This window comes from Daeguia caeni (assembly GCF_042653845.1).
Classification (GTDB): domain Bacteria; phylum Pseudomonadota; class Alphaproteobacteria; order Rhizobiales; family Rhizobiaceae; genus Brucella; species Brucella caeni.
The window spans coordinates 14,406-31,830 of sequence record NZ_JBHSEL010000042.1; the positions used below are offsets into that span (position 1 = coordinate 14,406).

Below are 17,425 nucleotides of genomic sequence, written 5' to 3' on the forward strand. Positions count from 1 at the left end.
CAGAAGATGTTTCACGTGAAACATATGAGGCTACCTCTGAAGCGAATGTTTCACGTGAATCATTTCCCGATACAGAACTGGGAAAAGATCACGTCCAGAATTTCTTCAACATCCACATCGCCGGTTATGCGTCCAAGTGCCTGTGAGGCCAGGCGCAGATTTTCCGCCCGCAATTCGAGTGGTAGATCAATACTGTCGCGTGCAGTGATCAGCTCATCCACCGTTTCATTCAGCAGGTTGATGTGGCGCTGACGTGTCGGAACTGCATCGCTGATTTCGCCAACCTTGGAACGTGCAAAATCTTCCAGCGCGCGCAGGAGTGCATCCAGCCCCTCTCCCGTCTTGATCGAAATGCGGTAATTGTATTTGGGATTGTGGCGTTCCCCGAGATCGGCTTTGGTGCCGACAAACCAAATCTCTGCCCTGCTTTCACCGACCGAAGCAGGAAGCGGATTATTCATATCTTCAAGCAGTAAAACCAGATCGGCATCGGCTACGCGTTCCAATGCGCGTTCAATGCCGATACGTTCAACCTTACTGTCAGTCTCGCGCAAGCCGGCTGTGTCTGTAAGGTAAACCGGAATACCATCCAGATTGAGTTTTACTTCCAGCAGATCGCGTGTTGTGCCAGCCTCATCGGAAATGATGGCAACATCACGCCCGGCCAGACAATTCAACAGACTGGATTTGCCAGCATTGGGTGCGCCGACAATGACAATATTCAGCCCATCACGCAACATCGCTGCTCGTTTACCTGAAGCGATATGCTGCTGAATGTCCCTGATCATTTCATCTAGTGCCTGCCAGACCTGATCGGAAATCGATCCTGGAACATCACTTTCATCGGCAAAATCCAGTTCTGCCTCAATATAGGCGCGCAACTGGATGAGACGCTGTCGCCAATTGGTGTAAAGTTCCCGCTGCGCCCCGGACGCAACCTGCATGGCCAAACGACGCTGCGCTTCCGTTTCGGACGAAATCAAATCGGCAATGCCTTCAGCTATGGTCAGATCCATCTTGCCATTGGCAAATGCACGTCTGGTAAATTCACCCGGTTCCGCCATGCGGCAGCCTGGTATGGCAGAGAGTTCCTGCAACATGCATTCCACCACCGCAACACCACCATGAAGATGCAGTTCCAGGCAGTCCTCGCCCGTAAAACTGTTTGGTCCTTTGAAAAATAAAACCAAGCCCCGATCGATTATTTCACCATTGCGGCTACGAAATGATTTATAATGAACACAACGCGCAGCAAGCTCCTCTCCGATGATCGTTTCGATAACGAATCGAACTTTCTGTCCTGAAACACGAATGACAGCCACTCCTGCAGGCAGGCGGCCACTTGATAAAGCAAAGATCGTGGCGAGATGCGCGTTTGAGTCGTCCATTGCTATTCCTGCTCTCCTTGATAGGCTCATCATTATTCATTCGTGCGTAGAAAGGAAAGACCAATGGCCTCTGCCCAAATGGATCGCAAGATACAGACAGACAGGAATTGCCTTTCTTCTGCCGCAAGTGCCTATTTGCGTCAGCACGCCGACAATCCCGTTCACTGGCAGGAATGGAGCAAGGACACCCTTGCCGAGGCAAAATCCCAGAACAAGCCCATCCTGCTTTCGATCGGATATGCAGCCTGCCATTGGTGCCATGTCATGGCGCATGAATCTTTCGAGGACGAAGCTGTTGCAATGGTGATGAATGACCATTTCATCAATGTCAAAGTTGACCGCGAAGAGCGCCCCGATATTGACCAGATCTATATGGCTGCTCTGACCGCCATGGGCCAACAAGGCGGCTGGCCCTTGACCATGTTTTTGCGGCCGGATGGAAAACCATTCTGGGGTGGCACCTATTTTCCGCGCCATCGGCGTCATAATATGCCGGGCATCATCGATGTGTTGACCGCAGTGCATAATCTCTGGCTTACGGATCAGGACAGGATCAACCAGAACAGCGAGGCCATTTACCAGCATGTCGAGGCAAAACTGGCCGTTTCACATCAGCAGCAGCCGATTGAACCGGCATTGTTTGATGCAATGGTTGCGCGTCTCGATGGCATGATTGACAAGGTCAAGGGTGGGATCAGCGGCGCACCAAAATTCCCCAATGCCCCTTACATGGATGCACTATGGCTGTCATGGCTCTATGAACGGAATGAAACTCATCGCGACAGCTTCATTCTGTCACTCAAAACCATGCTTCAGGGTGGAATGTATGATCATCTGGGCGGCGGGCTATGCCGTTACAGCACAGATGAAAACTGGCTGGTGCCGCATTTTGAAAAAATGCTCTACGATAATGCCCAGCTTCTCCGCCATGCCAATCATGCCTATGCCGCGACCCGTGATGAATTGTTTCGTATCCGAATCGAAGAAACTGTCGCTTGGCTGCTACGTGAATTGCGCCTTCCCGATGGCAGTTTTGCCTCAAGTCTTGATGCGGACAGTGATGGGGTTGAAGGCAAATATTATGTCTGGTCAGAAGAGGAAATAGACAGAATTGCAGGCGATACAAGCGCGTTTTTCAAAGCCTATTATGGTGTGACGCAAGCCGGAAACTGGGAAGGCCACAATATTCTGAACCGCCTGCATGCGGTCAATGAACCGGCGCAAAAGCCCTCAGAAATCATTGCTGCTTCGGAACGTATGGTCATTGCCCGTGCACAACGCACCAGGCCCGGCCGGGATGACAAGACCCTCACCGACTGGAATGGTCTTGCCATTCGCGCCCTTGCAGAAACAGGACGCCATTTCAGACGCAATGACTGGATCAACTGCGCACGTGAAGCATATCGCGCCATCATCGCGAACAGATCAGACGGCATGCTTCCTCATGCTCATATGAACGGCATGGCTTTCTGCCCTGCCCTGTCAACCGATTATGCTGCAATGATCAATGCAGCACTTGCGCTTTATGAAGCGACCGACGAGCCAAGCTATGTGACCGATGCACAATCATTCAAGCAGATGCTTGACCGGGATCATGCCGACAGCAATGGCGATTATCGATTGACTGGATTGCTGGCGGATGATGTCATCATTCACAGCTACGGCGACCATGATGAAGCAATCCCAAGCGCGACGAGCCAGATCATTGAAGCCCTCACCCGCCTTCATCTCGCAACGGGCGATTTAAATCTTTACGAGGATGCTCTGGCCGTTGCCGAACGTGCTTATGGCCGTGCGCTCAGGCAGCATTATGGGCAGATCGGCATTCTTTGTGCCACCAGATTTTTATCTGATCCTCTTTCCTTGACGATAACTGATTACGACAGCGATTCAGAACTCGTTTCGTTGGCGAATCGATCACCTGATCCGCGCAGGCTGGATAGAATTATCCCCTTCAATCATAATGCGATCATAAACCTTCCCGGTGCCGAGGTACAAGTTGCCCGTCCGACTGCCTGGCTTTGCAAAGGACATGTCTGTCTGCCACCAGCCAGTACATCGCAGGAACTGCAGCTATTGCTTGGCACAACATAAAGGAAAAGCCGCACCAGTCTGACTGATGCGGCTTATGTATGAAAGATCAATCAGACCAATCAGGTGTTCATCGAATCGAAGAATTCGCTGTTGCTCTTTGTCTGTTTCAGCTTGTCGATCAGGAATTCGATTGCATCGGTTGTGCCCATCGGGGCCAGAATACGGCGCAGAACGAAAATCTTCTGCAGATCAGCGCGTGGAACAAGCAGATCTTCCTTACGGGTACCGGACTTGAGAATATCCATGGCCGGGAAGATGCGCTTGTCGGCAACCTTGCGATCAAGGACGATTTCAGAGTTACCCGTACCCTTGAATTCTTCGAAGATCACTTCGTCCATACGGCTGCCGGTATCAATCAGCGCCGTTGCAATGATGGTGAGCGAGCCGCCCTCTTCAATGTTACGGGCAGCACCAAAGAAGCGCTTCGGACGCTGCAGGGCATTTGCGTCAACACCACCGGTCAGAACCTTACCGGATGATGGCACAACCGTGTTGTAGGCCCGGCCGAGGCGAGTGATAGAATCGAGAAGAATGACGACATCGCGACCATGTTCGACAAGGCGCTTGGCCTTTTCGATCACCATTTCGGCAACCTGAACGTGACGGGTGGCCGGTTCATCAAAGGTTGAGGAAATTACTTCACCTTTCACCGAACGCTGCATGTCCGTCACTTCTTCCGGACGTTCATCAATCAGCAGAACGATCAAATAACATTCAGGATGGTTTGCAGTGATCGAATGGGCAATGTTCTGCAAAAGAACCGTCTTACCCGTGCGTGGCGGAGCGACGATCAAAGCGCGCTGGCCCTTGCCCAGAGGCGCAACCAGATCAATCACACGCGGCGACAGATCCTTGGAGGTCGGATTCTCGATCTCCATCTTGAAGCGCTCATTCGGATAGAGCGGCGTCAGATTGTCGAAATGAACCTTGTGCCGGATCTTTTCCGGATCTTCGAAATTGATCGTATTGACCTTGAGCAGGGCGAAATAGCGTTCACCTTCCTTTGGTCCACGGATCGGACCTTCGACCGTATCACCGGTCTTCAGCGAGAAGCGGCGCAGTTGCGATGGCGAAATATAAATATCGTCAGGTCCTGGCAGATAGTTTGCATCGGCCGAACGCAGGAAGCCAAAGCCATCCTGCAGCACTTCCACGACGCCCTCGCCGATGATTTCGACATCCTGAGAAGCGAGCTTCTTGAGGATCGCGAACATCAGTTCTTGCTTGCGCATCGCGCTCGCATTTTCGACCTCAAGCGTTTCGGCAAAGGCAATCAGCTCTACCGGGGTCTTGTTTTTAAGTTCTTGTAATTTCATTTCCTGCATGGATGAGGAACTCTTTTGAAATATAAGGAGAAAATGCAGTTGTCCGGAAAGATGGTCACTGGCGTGACCGGCATCGAAAACCTGCTGTCATGAGGGGGAGTGCTGCCTTCATATCGGTTTGCCGCATGAAGAGCAAGCCTCATCTAATCATTCTTGAAAACAATGCGCTCCTAGAATGACGAATTTCTGTCATTAATCAAGTCTTTTCTAGCTGAAGTTGCAATCAGAAAGGTTTCACAATGACCAGAATGACAATCAGTATCATCAGCAGCGTTGGCATTTCATTAACGATTCGCCAATGCCTTGCAGATTTGCTGTTTCTGTCTTCGGCAAACTGGCGCGTCGCCTTTGAAAGGTAACCATGCAGACCCGACATCAGAACAACAAGCAATAGCTTGGCATGCAGCCAGCCGCCCTTGAAACCATAAATTTCCCAGGCCATCCAGAGTCCGGTGATCCAGCTCAACACCATGGCCGGATTGATGATGTAACGCAAAAGCCTACGTTCCATGATCTTGAAGGTTTCCGCCTTGTCAGAGCCGATCTTTGCTTCGCTGTGATAGACAAACAGGCGCGGCAGATAGAGCATGCCTGCCATCCAGGAAATGATGGCAATCACATGCACCGCCTTCACCCAGAGATAGGCCGCGTCCGGATTCACGTGAAACAATGCCCATACACCAGCAACCACAACGAGCAGCGCAATCAGCATGCGGATGATAACCGCTGAGCCACGGTTTTCGGGCAAGGTCTGGTTCATTTCACTCTCCGCGAACGCGTTTAATCATCTGGTGAACATTTTCAATCGGTGCCTGTGGTGTAATACCATGCCCAAGATTGAATACCAAAGGCCCATTTCCAAGATTTGCCAAAATAGCATCCACGCCGGCATCAAGCGCCTCACCACCTGCAACAACACGCAGCGGATCAAGATTGCCCTGCACTGCCCCCTGTTTTTGCAGTTCAGCGGCAAAAGACAGCGGCACCGACCAATCAAGCCCCAGCATGTCAACGCCGGTCTTTTCACGATAGCCGGCATAAAGCATTCCTGCTCCCTTTGGGAAGCCTATGATTCTTGCCTCAGGATGAACAGCACGAACCTTTTGCACGATCCGCGCCACTGGCCGGATGCAGAAACGCTCAAAACAGTCTTCATCCAGAACGCCCGACCAGGAATCGAAAATCTGGACAGCATCAGCCCCTGCCTCAAGCTGTTCAATCAGATACTCGGCAGAAACATCAGCCAGATCATTCAGAAGCTTTTCAAAGGCTTCAGGGAAGCGATAGGCAAACAGACGTGCCGGTGCCTGATCCGGTGTGCCGTGCCCGGCAATCATATAGGTCGCAACTGTCCATGGAGCGCCGCAGAAACCAAGCAGGGTTGTTTCATCCGGCAATTGTCGACGCAACAGCCGCACTGTTTCATAAACAGGTTCCAGCCGCTTGGCTGCTCCTTCGGTCTCTAGCCAGAAAATCTCGTCCGCATCCATCGGCGTCATCAATGGCCCCTTGCCTTCTTCAAAGCGAAGGTCGCGTCCAAGCGCATGCGGGACAACCAGAATGTCTGAAAAGAGAATGGCAGCATCAAAGCCAAAACGTCGAATTGGCTGCAAGGTCACTTCAACAGCCAGATCCGGCGTATAGCACAGATCAAGAAAGCTTCCTGCCTTCTTACGGGTTTCGCGATATTCGGGCAGATAGCGTCCAGCCTGACGCATCATCCAGATCGGTGGCGGGAAAACCGACTCACCATCAATGACTTTCAAGACTTTACGCTTCATTGGCTTTCCAGTTCGATCTTCGTTGTTCGTTTTCTCTGCTTTTCCGGCTCGGTTATCCAAAGTGGATTTCATAAAGAAAGGAGATTTGTGGAATCTTTTGATTCTTAGAGTCTGTTGGAATCGTGGATTAAGATTTATCTCCGAATTACCCACAGACACCATTCAGACGTCCGAGCCTATGCATAGTTTCAGCCATGAGTCCTACAAAAGCAATGAAAACGCAATTACGCATTGAGATAGAATGGGTTACCAAATGACGCAGTTCGGCATGGCTTGTGGAAAAACTGTGAGGATCGAAGGAAAGTGTAAAAGTTGCGAGTCTTGTCCACATTACCGGTTTCAGCATGCACACATGCTTCCTCGCTGTGGATGACTTGCCAAGTTTCCCACGGCCTGTCATGGCTTTTGAACAAGGCTGCAAGGTTGCACACAGCCATCAACAGAGGGGCAAGAAAGCTGTGACAAAGCCGCTTTCCTACTTTCATCTTCATCTGATTTCTGACGCGACGGGAGAGACTCTGTTGGCGGCCGGACGTGCTGCCTCGGCGCAATATGTCAATGCGCGGGCGATCGAGCATATCTATCCGCTGATCCGGACAGAGAAACAGCTGCGCAAGGTTCTGGAACAGATTGATACCGAACCGGGCATTGTGCTCTATACGGTTGTCGACCCAAAACTGGCTGCGATCATTGATCAGTCCTGTGCCGAAATGGGAGTGCCCAGCGTTTCCGTGCTGGAGCCGGTGCTGAATACGTTCCAGTCCTATCTGGGGGCACCAGCCCATCGGCGGGCCAGTGCGCAACATGTTCTCAATGCCGATTATTTCCGCCGGATTGATGCGCTCAATTTCACCATGGAACATGATGACGGCGTCTTGCCTGCCGATATCGAGGAAGCCGACGTCATTCTGGTTGGCATATCGCGCACTTCCAAGACGCCAACCAGCATTTATCTTGCCAATCGCGGCATCAAGACCGCCAATGTGCCACTTGTTCCGGGCATTCCCGTTCCGGATGTGCTTCTGACCGCAAAACGGCCATTGATTGTCGGCTTGATTGCCACTGCTGAACGCATTTCGCAAATCCGGCAGAACCGCGCTCTGGGCAATATGCCGTCGATCAATTCCAGCCTTTATACCGATCGCGCCTCGATTGCCGAGGAATTGACTTATGCCCGCAATCTCTGCAACCGGAATGGATGGCCCATCATTGATGTAACGCGGCGATCCATCGAGGAAACGGCAGCTGCCATTCTCGCCTTGTTGCGCAATGGAAAACAGGAAGGATTTTCATCATGAGCGCGCCCATTATTCTTGCGTCCAGAAGCCCGTTTCGCGCAGCACTGCTGAAAAATGCCGGTATCGACTTTACCACTGCCAGCGCCGATATTGATGAACGTGCCGTCGAGGCCCCGCTTTATGACAGCGGCGCGACACCGGAAGATGTCGCGCAGGTTCTGGCCGAAGCCAAGGCCATTGCAGTGTCAGAAAAAAATCCCGGTGCTGTGGTCATCGGCTGCGACCAGACGCTGTCACTGGGCGCCCAGATTTTTCACAAGGCACCAGACATGGAAGGCGCGCGCCGCCAGTTGCTCAGCCTTTCGGGCAAGACGCATCAGCTCAACAGTGCAGTCGTCCTGGTTCAGGATGGCAAGACGCTGTGGCGGCATGTTTCCGTTGCCCGCATGACCATGCGGGACATGGATCCGGGCTTTATTGGACGCTATCTCGCCCGTATTGGCGACAGCGCCCTGTCCAGTGTCGGCGCCTATCAGGTCGAGGGCCTTGGCATTCAGTTGTTTGAAAAGATCGAAGGCGATTATTTTACCATTGTCGGCTTGCCGCTTCTGCCGCTGCTTGCCGAATTGCGGAAGGAAAATCTGATCGATGGCTGATCAGGCGGTGAAAGGCGCAAACGACATGGCATGCGACAGGGAAAATGGCCCCAAGGCCTTTGTCACGGGTTATCCGATCAAACATTCACGCTCGCCACTGATTCATGGCTTCTGGCTCAAGGAACTGGGTCTTGCCGGTGATTATCACGCCATCGAGGTGAAGCCGGAAGATTTTAAAGACTTCGTTTCCACCCTGGCTGAAAATGGCCTTGCCGGTGGCAATGTCACGATTCCGCATAAGGAGGCAGCCTATGCCGCATCTGAAAGGTTGGATGAAGCGGCAAAGGCCATTGGCGCGGTCAACACGCTCTGGCTGGAAAATGGAAAATTGTGTGGCGGCAATACCGATGCCTATGGTTTTGCTGCCAATCTCGATTCAGGTGCGCCGGGTTGGGACAAGGCGGATGTCGCTCTGGTTCTGGGGGCTGGTGGTGCCAGCCGCGCCATTGTTCATGCGCTGTTGTCGCGCGGCTTTTCCCGTATTGCCGTGGTAAACCGCACGCTTTCACGCGCCGAGGAGTTATCGGCCCATTTTGGCGCGAAAGTTTCGGCGCATGGCTGGGACAAGGCTGAAGATCTGCTTGCAGGCGCCGGCCTCATCGTCAACACGACGTCGCTTGGCATGAGTGGTCATGGTACCGTGGAAGATTTCCCGCTCGATTTCAGCAAGGCTGACAGAAATACCGTCGCAACCGATATTGTCTATGTGCCCTTGCGCACGCCCTTTCTGGCAAAGGCTGAAGCGGCAGGTCTTAAAACCGTGGACGGTCTTGGCATGTTGCTGCATCAGGCCGTGCCGGGATTTGAACGCTGGTTTGGCGTGCGTCCGAGCGTGACAGAGGCGCTGCGCAGTCATATTCTTGAGGATATGGCCAAGGCAGGTGCGCTATGATTGTTCTGGGGCTGACAGGTTCGATTGGCATGGGAAAATCAACCGCGGCGAAAATGTTTGCCGAGGCTGGTGTGCCGATCTATAGCGCGGATGAGGCCGTTCACCGGCTTTATTCCGGCCGTGCCGTACCACTGATCGAAGCGGCATTTCCCGGCACGGTCGTTGATGGCAAGGTGGATCGGCAGAAACTCTCGGCCTGTGTCGTCGGCAAACCGGAGGAACTGAAAAAGCTCGAAGCGATTGTGCATCCGCTGGTGCGCGAGGAAGAAAAGGCTTTTCTGCGTGAGGCGGAAGCAAGCGGTGCCCCGATAGCACTGCTCGACATTCCCTTGCTGTTTGAAACGGGTACGGAAGGCCGTGTTGACCGCGTGGTCGTTGTCTCTGCACCGGCCGATGTGCAGCGCGCGCGCGTTCTGGCGCGCGAAGGCATGAGCGAAGAAAAGCTGGATGCAATCCTGGCGCGGCAGATGCCAGATGAAGAAAAGCGCAGACGCGCCGATTTCGTCATCGACACCAGCGGCAGCTTTGATGAACTGCGTCAGCAGATCCATGATCTGATCGTGAAACTGGGGGGAAAACCCAAATCATGATCCCACGGGCTGCCAATTCAGCTATATTCAGGTGAGCAATCGCCCGGAGAATGAAACATGCGTGAAATCGTTTTCGATACGGAAACCACTGGTCTGGAAAGGCTGGAGGATCGCGTCATCGAAATTGGCGGCGTCGAGCTGATCAACCGTTTTCCCACGGGCAGGACTTTTCACAAATATATCAATCCGCAGGGCCGTCAGGTTCACCCGGATGCCCTGGCTGTCCATGGCATCAGCAATGAACAGCTGGAGGACAAGCCGGTCTTTGCCGAAATTGTCGATGAATTTCTGGAATTCATCGATGGCGCGAAACTCGTCGCGCACAATGCCATGTTCGACATTGGCTTCATCAATGCCGAGCTTGAACGGCTCGGCAAGCCGGAAATTCCGGCCGAGCGCGTTGTCGATACGCTGGCGCTGGCGCGCCGCAAACATCCGATGGGGCCGAATTCGCTGGATGCGCTGTGCAAACGCTATGGCATCGACAATTCGCACCGCACATTGCACGGCGCCTTGCTCGACTCGGAAATTCTGGCTGAAGTCTATATCGAACTGATTGGTGGAAAGCAGACCGCGCTTGGCCTGACGATTGAGACTGGTACGGATCAGGCTGAAAACACGGACAATGTGAGCGGGATCGTCATTACGGCCCGCCCTCGCCCCTTGCCGCCGCGTATTTCGGTGGAAGAACGCGCAGCCCATGCCGCATTGGTGGAAAAACTGGGCACAAAGGCAATCTGGAATAAATACGGGACGCAATAAAAACCCGGCCAAAAGCCGGGTTTTTATGAATTATTTTGTAAAGCTTAGCTCTTCACGGCAGCCTTTGCCTGTTCTTCGGCAACGCGGGCCTGGAACATCTGGGCAAAATCGATCGGGTCGATCATCAGCGGCGGGAAGCCGCCATTGCGCGTTGCGTCTGCAACGATCTGACGGGCAAACGGGAAGAGCAGACGTGGGCATTCGATGAAGAGCATCGGGAGCATGTGTTCCTGCGGAATGCCCTGAATGCGGAATACGCCAGCATAAACCAGTTCGGTATTGAACAGGACATCCTTGCCATCAACAGCCTTGGATTCAAGCTTGAGAACAACCTCGAAATCCGTTTCGGAAAGCGGATTGGTGTTGACGTTCACATTGATATTGATGGACGGAGCCTTTTCGCGCGGACGCAGCGACATTGGTGCGCTAGGGCTTTCGAAGGAAAGATCCTTTACGTATTGCGCGAGAATGTTGAGGGAAGGTGCGACGGTCGTGCCGTTGCCATTCTTCGCTTCGTTCGCTGCGGCTTGATTGCTCATTATGATTGCCTTCTATCCGATATTGATCACGTCGTCTAAAAAATGATGCGCTTGGCTATCACGTACAGGCACAACTGGCAAGAAACGCTTCTGATATGATCATTGATCCATCGGACCGCGTTTCCATGGCGAGTCATCGTTGGGCCGGGATGAATAGTCTTCCGGGTCAAGGTCGATGACCTGATCGCGTATCTGCTCTTGGCCATGTCTATATTGGCCATAGTCTTGGGAATAGCTAGTGGTTCCAGCCACGATAATGCGGCCACGCACAAACTTTTCCCAGATCAGGTCGCGGACAAACGGAATAAACAGAAAAAGCCCCACAATACTGGTAAAAAATCCGGGAATGATCAACAGAATGGCGGCAAGCGCCATCATGGCGCCATGGATCAACTGGCGGTCAGGACTGCGCCCGGCCGCCGCCTCGGCCTGAATGTTTCTGAGCAGTCCCAATCCCTGTACGCGCAAAAGGAAGAAACCGAGCATTGAACTCAGAATCACAAGGCTGAGCGTTGCAAGTACACCAATATGGCTGCCGACAATGATAAAACCTGCAATCTCGATAAATGGCAGGGCCAGCATGAAGAGCGGGGCAATGGTCAGGGGCACGTGGGTTGGAATCCTTTTCCTGCGTCGATGTGAACTGTAATTCTGCCGCTGCAATCGTCGTTTCAAACAAATCCATGCATTCGCGTTGTTCATCAGATAGGTATTCGTGATCTGGATTTGAATGATCGTCGAAGGCATTCTATATGTATTCGAGGCGTAGCCGTGTTGGAAAGGGATTTGAAGCTCGTTCCATCGATCAATGGTAGGTGGTATGGAATTCTTCGATTTTGGTACGATAATATTTTTCATTGCGGCAGTGGTGATATTTCTCCAGCTGAGAAATGTGCTCGGTCGCCGCACTGGAAACGAGAAACCGCCGTTTGATCCTTATACGACGGCCCGCACCGCCGATGTGGCAACCGCTGCAACGGAAGCGGATAATGTTGTCGCTTTGCCACGTCGTATGGCTGAGCGGGATTTTTCGGCAATTGACAAGATATCTCCTGCCGGCACGGCCCTGAATGATGGTTTGCGCGCGATTTACGCTGCCGATCCTTCCTTCGATCCTGATCGTTTCATTGAAGGCGCCAAGATCGCATATGAGATGATTGTCATGTCCTTTGCCGATGGCGACCGCAAGGTATTGAAGAATCTGCTGTCGGACGAGGTCTATGAAGGCTTTGTCGGGGCCATCGATGAGCGTGAAAAGCGCAGGGAAACCGTGCGCTCGACCTTTGTCGGCATTGAAAAGGCAGAGATCACCAATGCCGAAATGAAGGGAACGGAGGCTTATGTCTCGGTTTCGATCGTCAGCCAGATGATATCTGCGACTTTCGACAAGGACGGCAAGCCGATCGATGGCGATCCGGATGCCGTGATCGAAATCAGGGATCTGTGGACTTTCGCGCGTGATACACGTTCGCGGGATCCGAACTGGAAACTGGTTGCGACCGAAGCGGAAGACTGAAATTTTACGACACATACGGATTGAATTGTGGCAGGCTTGGCGAGAATTTTCCGCCCGGTGGAGTTTGGCGATTGCCCCGGCTGGGATCGGGACGATCACGCTCTCGCCTTGTCTGCATTCCGCCGCTCGGCGGATTATGCACTGACAGCGCGCTATAACAGTGGAAGTCTTGGTATCGGCTTTGATGACTTGCAGCCGGCCTTTGCTGCTGCCCGCGCGCTGGACGATCCGGATCACCTTACGGCGCGCCAATTCTTTGAAACGCATTTTGTCCCATGCCGCATCATCCCGGAAGATGGTGTGCCCGGTCTTGTCACGGGCTTTTATGAGCCTGAGATCGATGCGTCACTGACCAAGGCTGCGACCTGTAAAATTCCATTTCTGAAAAGGCCGGATGATCTGGTCAAGGTCACGGATGCGAACAGGCCTGCCGGTTTTGATCCGGATTTTGCCTTTGCGCGCCAGACTGAATCCGGTCTTGAAGAATATGATGACCGCCGCGCGATTGAACAGGGAAGCCTTGCCGGGCGTGGGTTGGAAATCGCCTATGTTGCGGATCGGGTTGATGCCTTTTTTGCCCATGTGCAGGGGGCTGTTCGGCTGAAACTGGCAGATGGCACGGTAAAACGGCTCACCTATGACGCCAAGACCGGGCATCCTTTCACCGCCATTGGCCGTATTCTCGTGACGCGGGGCGAAATTCCACCTGAAAAGATCAGCATGCAATCGATCCGTCAATGGCTGAAGGATCATCCGGATGACGCGGACGAACTGATCTGGCAGAACCGTTCCTATATTTTCTTTCGCGAAGCCCCGGTCGATGATCCTGAGGCAGGGCCAGTCGCGGCGGCCAAGGTGCCGCTTACCAAAGGACGTTCCATGGCGGTGGATAAGCGCCTTTATACCTTTGGCACGCCGTTTTATGTCAGTGCAGAGACGCTGACCGCCTTTGACAACGCGCCATTTGCCCGGCTGATGATCGCGCAGGATACCGGTACGGCCATAGTTGGCGCTCAACGCGGCGATCTTTTTGCCGGCTCTGGCGAGAAGGCAGGCGAGATTGCCGGTGCCATACGCCATGATGCCATGTTCTTTGTGCTTGTGCCGCGTGGCTTGATGGGAGCGTGATGGCCATGGCTGAACGATCCAGACAGACAGAGCCTGCTTTGAACAAGGATTATCTGCGTCCCGAAGATCGCATCCTTTGGGAAACTGTTGCCCGCACGACAACACCTTTGGTGAAGAAGAAGCTGATCACCACAGCCGCTGATGATTTCAGGGAGCTGATGCAGGCAATGGAAGAAAAACCTGTTGTGAAGAAACCTGCGGCACCTGTCGAAAAGCCCGCCAGGCCAAAGAAGGCCCTGGCTGCATTGAGCGAGGCTGTCATTCATCCACTTGACCGGCCGACCCACCGCAAGATTGCCAAGGGCCGTATCGATATTGAGGCGCGCATTGACCTGCATGGTCTCACCCAGCATGAAGCCCATGGCCTGCTCTACAGCTTTCTGGTCAATGCCCATGCGCGCGGCCTGCGTCATGTGATGGTCATCACAGGCAAGGGGCGTTCGCGCGGTAGTGAGGGAATCCTGAAACAGGCTGTGCCACACTGGTTTTCAACGCCGCTTTTCCGCATGCTTGTCAGCGCCTATGAGGATGCAGCGCGGCATCATGGCGGACATGGCGCGCTTTATGTGCGGCTGCGCCGTCAAACGCAGCAGGGTTTTTCGTCTGGTGGGTGGACACGATGACGCCATTTGGAAAACGCTTGCGGGAATTGCGCGATGAGCGTGGTGTCACCCAAAAGGAAATGGCCGCAGCCTTGCGCGTTTCTCCGGCCTATCTGTCGGCGCTGGAACATGGACGGCGCGGCCAGCCGACATGGGATCTTTTGCAAAGGATCATCACCTATTTCAACATCATCTGGGATGATGCGGAAGAGTTGCAGGCCTTGGCGGCCATCTCGCATCCGCGCGTGGTGATTGATACGGCTGGCCTTTCCCCGCAGGCAACGGCTCTGGCCAATCTGCTTGCCCGAAACATCCGCTTTCTTGATCGGGAAACCATTCAAAATCTGAGCGAGGCGATTGAAATGGCGCGCAAACGCCGCCGCACCGTCAAGCCGAAGGTTTAGAGCCGTTCCGATCGCGGTTTCGGCTTTTCCCGAAAAGACTCTAGAACAGCGATTTCAGCTCATCGAGTTTGTAATTGACGAGCCAACCATAATAATTTTCCTGCGGATAGAGAGGCGGCTGTCCTGCGGTTGCGCGTCTGGCATTTTCATTGGCAAGCGCGCGGGCACGTGCTTCTGCGCCGCCCGTATTATAGAGCGTTGCGGTCAGACCGGGATTTTGTGAAATGTCAAAACCGGCAATCTGACGATAGGCGTTGATCGACTGTTTCAGTGTCGCCGCAATATAGGGCAGCGTCAGGTCTGGATCCATGATGGTCTTGTAGACCGACTTGCCGTCATTGGCGTCGAGTTTGGGAAGACCGGAAACCCGGTGCACCATGTCGGACATCTGAAGGGCGGTCAGCGGATTGATCTGACCAAGGCCAAAGGTCTGTCCGGCATAGAAGGGCTGGAAGAAGACCGCACTGAAACGGTTGTTGGGAAAGGATTTTCCGCCAACCGTCTTGCCGCGGAATTTTGTGTTCCAGATAGTCTCGCGGCAGGTCCACAGCGTATAGCTGTCCTTGAATTTGGCGCACTCGGCAAATTCCGGACGCTTGACGAACTCGCCAATGCTTTCACCGCCATAACTGAAATTGACGCCCTGATTCACATAGGCCATGGCCTTGACGTAATAGGTCTGCAGCCGATCATAGACATCGACATTATAGGTGTGCTCGCCCACGATCGCGCCGACAATATGGAGCGGATCAATGCCATAGGCGGCAGCGGTCGAACGGATCTTGGAACGCAGGGACGCGTCGTTCTTCAGCAGATTGTAGATTTTCTGATATTTCTTCTCGTAAGTGGTGCCAAGCTGCTTGGTGCGGTTGGCCGAGGCACCGGGGACAGCCGGCTGCAGCTCGTTCTGATTTCCAGGTGGAACAACGGTGACGGCATAGGCGCTCCCACTCGCCAAGACAAAAGCGAGGGCAAAGGTCATCATGCGCTTGAATGCATTGGTCATCGTGCAAACCGATCTGGCGTCAACCATCGAAATACGAATTTGCGGCAAAATAAAAAACCGCTTACGGCAAGTCGAGCGGTTTTTCCTGGAATCCTGCCATGACCGGAAAAGCGTTGTTTTCCGGTCACGCGCGGATGTGATCAGAGAATGAAGCGGGAGAGATCCGTATTCTTGGCCAGTCCGCCAATCTTCTCGCGCACATAGGCCGCATCAATGGTGAAGGTCGATCCTGCCTTGTCCGGCGCCGAGAAGGAAATGTCATCGAGAACCTTCTCCATGACGGTTTGCAGGCGGCGCGCGCCAATATTTTCAACGGTTGCATTGAGATCAACCGCAATGTCGGCCAGCGCATCAATGCCATCGTCGGTGAAGACGAGATCAACATCTTCGGTCTTCATCAGCGCGATATATTGCTTGATGAGGCTGGCTTCCGGTTCTGTGAGAATGCGGCGGAAGTCCTCGCGGGTGAGTGCTGAAAGCTCGACGCGAATTGGCAGGCGGCCCTGCAATTCCGGCAGAAGATCGGATGGCTTGGCGACATGAAAGGCGCCCGATGTGATGAACAGGATGTGATCCGTCTTCACCTGACCATACTTGGTTGAAACCGTGGTGCCTTCAACAAGCGGCAGCAGATCGCGCTGCACACCTTCGCGGGACACGCCGGCCCCGACCCCGCCTTCACGGGCGGCGATCTTGTCGATCTCGTCGATGAAGACAATGCCCTCATCTTCGGTCACGCGCAAAGCTTCCTGAATGATCTGATCCTGATCGAGCAGCTTGTCGGACTCATCATTGATCAGGACCGGATAGGAATCCTTCACCGTGGTCTTGCGCATCTTGGTGCGCCCGCCCATTGCCTTGCCAAAGATATCGGACAGGTTGAGAACGCCGATATTGGCACCCGGCATGCCCGGAATTTCAAAGCTCGGGCCTGAGCCCGTATCGACCACCTCGATTTCGATCTCCTTGTCATCAAGCTCGCCATTGCGCAGCTTCTTGCGGAAACTGTCGCGGGTGGCCGGGCTTGCGGTCTTGCCGACAAGTGCATCCAGAACACGTTCCTCGGCATTGAGATGCGCCTTGGCCTTCACATCCTCACGACGTTTTTCGCGCACGAGGCCAATGGCAACCTCGACCAGATCGCGGATGATCTGTTCGACATCGCGACCGACATAGCCCACTTCGGTGAACTTGGTTGCCTCCACCTTGACGAAAGGCGCGCCTGCAAGTTTGGCCAGACGGCGCGAGATTTCCGTCTTGCCGACGCCGGTCGGTCCGATCATCAGGATGTTTTTCGGCATCACCTCTTCACGCATCTGGCCTTCCAGCTGCTGGCGACGCCAGCGATTGCGCAATGCAATGGCAACCGCGCGCTTGGCGTCATTCTGGCCGATGATGTAGCGATCAAGTTCGGAGACGATTTCGCGTGGAGAAAAATTGCTCATGTTTGAAATCCACTTTGCTGCTGCCAGATTAACTCGAACGGACGCAGCAGCATGATCAC

At 53.6% G+C, this 17,425-nt stretch carries 18 protein-coding genes; 10 read left to right on the plus strand and 8 right to left on the minus strand.

The features are described from left to right. Window positions 1–59 precede the first annotated feature (59 nt). Window positions 60–1,388 carry a tRNA uridine-5-carboxymethylaminomethyl(34) synthesis GTPase MnmE gene (gene mnmE, locus ACFO1V_RS04295; RefSeq protein WP_374832122.1) on the minus strand — a complete coding sequence of 443 codons (1,329 nt, stop codon included), beginning with the start codon at window positions 1,386–1,388 and terminating at the stop codon, window positions 60–62. 63 nt (window positions 1,389–1,451) lie between these two features. Between mnmE and ACFO1V_RS04300 the strand changes: the two genes are divergently transcribed. Further along, window positions 1,452–3,482, plus strand: a complete 2,031-nt coding sequence (locus tag ACFO1V_RS04300; protein ID WP_374832124.1) for a thioredoxin domain-containing protein — start codon at window positions 1,452–1,454, stop codon at window positions 3,480–3,482. A 59-nt stretch (window positions 3,483–3,541) separates the two neighbouring features. Here the strand turns inward: ACFO1V_RS04300 and rho are convergent, their stop codons facing one another. From rho to hemE, 3 genes are all read right to left on the minus strand, one after another. Further along, window positions 3,542–4,807 (minus strand): transcription termination factor Rho, encoded by a 1,266-nt coding sequence (gene rho / locus ACFO1V_RS04305; RefSeq protein WP_374832126.1) that lies wholly within the window; start codon window positions 4,805–4,807, stop codon window positions 3,542–3,544. A 223-nt stretch (window positions 4,808–5,030) separates the two neighbouring features. Beyond that, the gene (gene hemJ, locus ACFO1V_RS04310) at window positions 5,031–5,567 is read right to left on the minus strand and encodes a protoporphyrinogen oxidase HemJ (protein WP_374832128.1); all 537 of its coding nucleotides are present in this window, start codon (window positions 5,565–5,567) and stop codon (window positions 5,031–5,033) included. 1 nt (window position 5,568) lies between these two features. After that, window positions 5,569–6,588 (minus strand): uroporphyrinogen decarboxylase, encoded by a 1,020-nt coding sequence (gene hemE, locus ACFO1V_RS04315; RefSeq protein ID WP_374832130.1) that lies wholly within the window; start codon window positions 6,586–6,588, stop codon window positions 5,569–5,571. Window positions 6,589–7,046: 458 nt separating this feature from the next. Here hemE and ACFO1V_RS04320 point away from each other — a divergent pair, with 458 nt between their 5' ends. The 5 genes from ACFO1V_RS04320 to dnaQ are packed head-to-tail and all read left to right on the plus strand — an operon-like array spanning window position 7,047 to window position 10,726. Next, window positions 7,047–7,886: a pyruvate, water dikinase regulatory protein gene (locus tag ACFO1V_RS04320; RefSeq protein ID WP_374832132.1), complete on the plus strand. Its 840-nt coding sequence runs from the start codon at window positions 7,047–7,049 to the stop codon at window positions 7,884–7,886. Continuing rightward, window positions 7,883–8,482 (plus strand): Maf-like protein, encoded by a 600-nt coding sequence (locus ACFO1V_RS04325; RefSeq protein WP_374832134.1) that lies wholly within the window; start codon window positions 7,883–7,885, stop codon window positions 8,480–8,482. Before ACFO1V_RS04320 ends, ACFO1V_RS04325 begins: the two co-directional genes overlap by 4 nt. Before the next feature lie 25 nt (window positions 8,483–8,507). Continuing rightward, the gene (locus ACFO1V_RS04330) at window positions 8,508–9,374 is read left to right on the plus strand and encodes a shikimate dehydrogenase (protein ID WP_374832231.1); all 867 of its coding nucleotides are present in this window, start codon (window positions 8,508–8,510) and stop codon (window positions 9,372–9,374) included. Beyond that, window positions 9,371–9,964 carry a dephospho-CoA kinase gene (gene coaE / locus ACFO1V_RS04335; RefSeq protein ID WP_374832136.1) on the plus strand — a complete coding sequence of 198 codons (594 nt, stop codon included), beginning with the start codon at window positions 9,371–9,373 and terminating at the stop codon, window positions 9,962–9,964. The genes ACFO1V_RS04330 and coaE overlap by 4 nt, the downstream gene beginning before the upstream one ends. Before the next feature lie 57 nt (window positions 9,965–10,021). Next, on the plus strand, window positions 10,022–10,726 hold the full coding sequence (gene dnaQ / locus ACFO1V_RS04340; protein ID WP_374832138.1) for a DNA polymerase III subunit epsilon: 705 nt from the start codon (window positions 10,022–10,024) through the stop codon (window positions 10,724–10,726). A gap of 44 nt (window positions 10,727–10,770) precedes the next feature. On the opposite strand, the gene secB is transcribed toward dnaQ, so the two are convergent. Next, window positions 10,771–11,265 (minus strand): protein-export chaperone SecB, encoded by a 495-nt coding sequence (gene secB / locus ACFO1V_RS04345; RefSeq protein WP_374832140.1) that lies wholly within the window; start codon window positions 11,263–11,265, stop codon window positions 10,771–10,773. Window positions 11,266–11,364: 99 nt separating this feature from the next. Then, on the minus strand, window positions 11,365–11,847 hold the full coding sequence (locus tag ACFO1V_RS04350; protein WP_374832233.1) for an FxsA family protein: 483 nt from the start codon (window positions 11,845–11,847) through the stop codon (window positions 11,365–11,367). Window positions 11,848–12,085: 238 nt separating this feature from the next. On the opposite strand from ACFO1V_RS04350, the gene ACFO1V_RS04355 reads away from it, so the two are divergent. Genes ACFO1V_RS04355 through ACFO1V_RS04370 form a run of 4 tightly spaced genes read left to right on the plus strand, consistent with a single transcriptional unit; the run spans window position 12,086 to window position 14,915 of the window. Then, on the plus strand, window positions 12,086–12,781 hold the full coding sequence (locus ACFO1V_RS04355; RefSeq protein WP_374832142.1) for a Tim44/TimA family putative adaptor protein: 696 nt from the start codon (window positions 12,086–12,088) through the stop codon (window positions 12,779–12,781). Window positions 12,782–12,808: 27 nt separating this feature from the next. After that, the gene (gene mltA / locus ACFO1V_RS04360; protein WP_374832144.1) at window positions 12,809–13,909 is read left to right on the plus strand and encodes a murein transglycosylase A; all 1,101 of its coding nucleotides are present in this window, start codon (window positions 12,809–12,811) and stop codon (window positions 13,907–13,909) included. A 5-nt stretch (window positions 13,910–13,914) separates the two neighbouring features. Beyond that, entirely contained in the window at window positions 13,915–14,532 is a 618-nt protein-coding gene (locus ACFO1V_RS04365) for a Smr/MutS family protein (RefSeq protein ID WP_374832146.1), read from the plus strand. Next, the gene (locus ACFO1V_RS04370; protein WP_374832148.1) at window positions 14,529–14,915 is read left to right on the plus strand and encodes a helix-turn-helix domain-containing protein; all 387 of its coding nucleotides are present in this window, start codon (window positions 14,529–14,531) and stop codon (window positions 14,913–14,915) included. The genes ACFO1V_RS04365 and ACFO1V_RS04370 overlap by 4 nt, the downstream gene beginning before the upstream one ends. 40 nt (window positions 14,916–14,955) lie before the next feature. On the opposite strand, the gene ACFO1V_RS04375 is transcribed toward ACFO1V_RS04370, so the two are convergent. Together ACFO1V_RS04375 and hslU are read right to left on the minus strand one after the other, a co-directional pair. Next, on the minus strand, window positions 14,956–15,921 hold the full coding sequence (locus tag ACFO1V_RS04375; protein WP_374832150.1) for a DUF1402 family protein: 966 nt from the start codon (window positions 15,919–15,921) through the stop codon (window positions 14,956–14,958). Window positions 15,922–16,061: 140 nt separating this feature from the next. Further along, the gene (hslU, locus tag ACFO1V_RS04380) at window positions 16,062–17,366 is read right to left on the minus strand and encodes an ATP-dependent protease ATPase subunit HslU (RefSeq protein ID WP_374832152.1); all 1,305 of its coding nucleotides are present in this window, start codon (window positions 17,364–17,366) and stop codon (window positions 16,062–16,064) included. Window positions 17,367–17,425 lie beyond the last annotated feature (59 nt).

Bases quoted from the DNA above. Each gene is read 5' to 3' on its own strand.
- mnmE (WP_374832122.1), bottom strand. From the start codon at position 1,388: ATGGACGACTCAAACGCGCATCTCGCCACGATCTTTGCTTTATCAAGT.
- ACFO1V_RS04300 (WP_374832124.1), top strand. From the start codon at position 1,452: ATGGCCTCTGCCCAAATGGATCGCAAGATACAGACAGACAGGAATTGC.
- rho (WP_374832126.1), bottom strand. From the start codon at position 4,807: ATGCAGGAAATGAAATTACAAGAACTTAAAAACAAGACCCCGGTAGAG.
- hemJ (WP_374832128.1), bottom strand. From the start codon at position 5,567: ATGAACCAGACCTTGCCCGAAAACCGTGGCTCAGCGGTTATCATCCGC.
- hemE (WP_374832130.1), bottom strand. From the start codon at position 6,588: ATGAAGCGTAAAGTCTTGAAAGTCATTGATGGTGAGTCGGTTTTCCCG.
- ACFO1V_RS04325 (WP_374832134.1), top strand. From the start codon at position 7,883: ATGAGCGCGCCCATTATTCTTGCGTCCAGAAGCCCGTTTCGCGCAGCA.
- ACFO1V_RS04330 (WP_374832231.1), top strand. From the start codon at position 8,508: ATGGCATGCGACAGGGAAAATGGCCCCAAGGCCTTTGTCACGGGTTAT.
- coaE (WP_374832136.1), top strand. From the start codon at position 9,371: ATGATTGTTCTGGGGCTGACAGGTTCGATTGGCATGGGAAAATCAACC.
- dnaQ (WP_374832138.1), top strand. From the start codon at position 10,022: ATGCGTGAAATCGTTTTCGATACGGAAACCACTGGTCTGGAAAGGCTG.
- secB (WP_374832140.1), bottom strand. From the start codon at position 11,265: ATGAGCAATCAAGCCGCAGCGAACGAAGCGAAGAATGGCAACGGCACG.
- ACFO1V_RS04350 (WP_374832233.1), bottom strand. From the start codon at position 11,847: ATGCTGGCCCTGCCATTTATCGAGATTGCAGGTTTTATCATTGTCGGC.
- ACFO1V_RS04355 (WP_374832142.1), top strand. From the start codon at position 12,086: ATGGAATTCTTCGATTTTGGTACGATAATATTTTTCATTGCGGCAGTG.
- ACFO1V_RS04365 (WP_374832146.1), top strand. From the start codon at position 13,915: ATGGCTGAACGATCCAGACAGACAGAGCCTGCTTTGAACAAGGATTAT.
- ACFO1V_RS04370 (WP_374832148.1), top strand. From the start codon at position 14,529: ATGACGCCATTTGGAAAACGCTTGCGGGAATTGCGCGATGAGCGTGGT.
- ACFO1V_RS04375 (WP_374832150.1), bottom strand. From the start codon at position 15,921: ATGACCAATGCATTCAAGCGCATGATGACCTTTGCCCTCGCTTTTGTC.
- hslU (WP_374832152.1), bottom strand. From the start codon at position 17,366: ATGAGCAATTTTTCTCCACGCGAAATCGTCTCCGAACTTGATCGCTAC.